The organism is Mesorhizobium sp. M2C.T.Ca.TU.002.02.1.1, assembly GCF_003997225.1.
The window spans coordinates 1-2,080 of record NZ_RZTO01000972.1 but is presented as its reverse complement, the minus strand read 5'-3'; the positions used below and the strand labels follow the sequence as shown (position 1 = coordinate 2,080).

The following is a 2,080-nucleotide window of genomic DNA, read 5'->3' as shown; positions in this document are numbered from 1 at the left end:
ATGTTCGGCGATCTCCATCCAAGCGAGACGCTGACGAAAGGCTACGTCATCGACCAGCAGGCGATCGATTCGGTGCCGGTCGGGTCGAGTCGCGAACAGGTGCTTCTGGCGCTGGGCACGCCATCGACGACGGCGACCTTCGACAACGAGGCCTTCTACTACATCTCGCAAACGCGCAAGCGCTACGTCGCCTTCGACAACCCCCGCATCGTCGACCAGCATGTGCTGGCGGTCTATTTCGGCGCCGACGGCCGCGTCACCCAGATCGCCAATTACGGCCTCAAGGACGGCAAGATCTTCGACTTCATCTCGAGGACGACGCCGACCGGCGGCAAGGACCAGAACTTCCTCAGCCAGATCATCAGCGGCGCGAGCAAGCTGGCGCCCGGCATTCCCGGCGGCGGCAGCGGCGGTACGCCTTAAGGCTTCCGGCGCCGCCGTCTCGGCGATCTCTTCCGTCCCGGCGACAAAACCCGTGCGATCGCCTTCACGGGTTTTTGTCTGTGCACGGGACAGCTCAGCTTGTCATCCCCAGGGCAAACCCTTATCAAGCCGACCGGGTTCGGGGGAACTTGAAATGATCGGCGACGAGCGCGCAGAACCGGAAGGTTGGATGGCCACGGGCACACCCGACCAGCCAACCGTAACGTCCGACTGGCTTGCGATCGACCCTCCGGCAATCGAGGGCGTCCGGATCAAGGAAATCAGATCCGTCGCGACGTCCAACGGCTACCTGACAGAGATCTTTCGCGAGGAATGGGCGCTCGACCAGTCGCCGGTCGGGCAAGTGTTCCAACGCACGATGTATCCGGGCGCCGTGACAGGCTGGCACGCACATGCCGTGACCCTAGACCGTTTGTTCTGCTGCGCCGGCAGCGTGCGAATATCGCTTTTCGATGGGCGCAAGGCCTCGCCCAGTTTCGGCACGGTCTGGCACAAGATCATCGGCGCCTTGCGCCCGGCAATCGTCACCATTCCGCCCGGTGTCTGGCACGGCGTGGTCGCGCTCGGACCGGAGACGGCGTTGCTGCTCAACCTCGTCGACAAGGCTTACGCCTATGACGCGCCCGATCATTGGCGGCTGCCACCCGATACGGAACAGATTCCCTACAAGCTGGTATAGCGTGGAACCGGCCGGCCCCCGCGCGTCAATCGGACGGCTCGAACCGTTGGTTTCGGTCGTCATCGCGACGCATAATCGCCCGGCGGCGCTGCGCCAAGCGCTGAAGAGCCTCCTGGCCCAGACGATGCCGAACTGGGAGGCGATCGTCATCGGCGACGCGTGTCGAGCGGACACCGCCGCAGCGGTCGCCGCATTCGAAGACGCCCGCATCTCCTATGTCGATCTTCCGGTGAATTTCGGCGAGCAGTCGGGGCCTAACAATATCGGCTTTGCCCGGGCCAGCGGACGCTTCATTGCCATCTTGAACCATGACGATCTCTGGTTTCCCGACCATCTGGCGTCCATGTGCGGCTGGATCGACGCCACCAGCGCCGATGTGGTCCTCGCACGGGGCGCGGCCGTCGTATCGGCCGAGAGCAAAGGCTCCAAGCACACCCTTCTCGGAAGGGGGCGCGGCGGCTTCTATGATCCCGTCATCACGGTGGGATACGGTTCGACGCAAATGATCCGGCGGAGCTCGCTGCCAAGGCTCGGGCCGTGGCGTCCGGCAAGCCAATGCGTCTGCGAGAGTTCCCAGGACTGGCTTTTTCGCGCCTGGCGCAAGGGCGCGCGGATCGCAACGATGCCGCATCTGACGGTGCTTATGCTGCATTCGGGCGCGCGCGAAGGCAGCTATGTCCACGACGCAGCCTGGGAGCAGGAAGAATTGCTGGAAGCAATGAGCGCGCCGGACGCACTGCGCGTCAGGATTCTCGGCAACGCCGAGGAACCTGCCCTGCCAAGCCGCTCCCGTTACCTCAGACGCAGGCTGCTGGCTGCCCTCGGCCTGCATCCGCGAGCGCGTTCCTTCCGTCGCCATTATCGCCGCGGCACGCTCGTTGCCATGCTGCGCCAGACACGCGGCTTACCGCCAATGCCCGAGCGAGAACCAGACGCCGACGAATTGCTGGCCCGCTA

At 64.4% G+C, this 2,080-nt stretch carries 3 protein-coding genes; all 3 read left to right on the top strand.

What is annotated here, in order from left to right:
* The coding region (locus tag EOD07_RS32160; RefSeq protein ID WP_164772748.1) for an outer membrane protein assembly factor BamE at positions 1-423 on the top strand (423 nt) is incomplete at its 5' end.
* A 190-nt stretch (positions 424-613) separates the two neighbouring features.
* A complete protein-coding gene (locus EOD07_RS32155; RefSeq protein ID WP_041008617.1) occupies positions 614-1,123 on the top strand; it encodes a dTDP-4-dehydrorhamnose 3,5-epimerase family protein in 510 nt (169 codons plus the stop codon).
* A 46-nt stretch (positions 1,124-1,169) separates the two neighbouring features.
* Positions 1,170-2,080, top strand: a 911-nt coding sequence (locus EOD07_RS32150; RefSeq protein ID WP_245470573.1) for a glycosyltransferase family 2 protein, incomplete at its 3' end; no start/stop codon positions are given.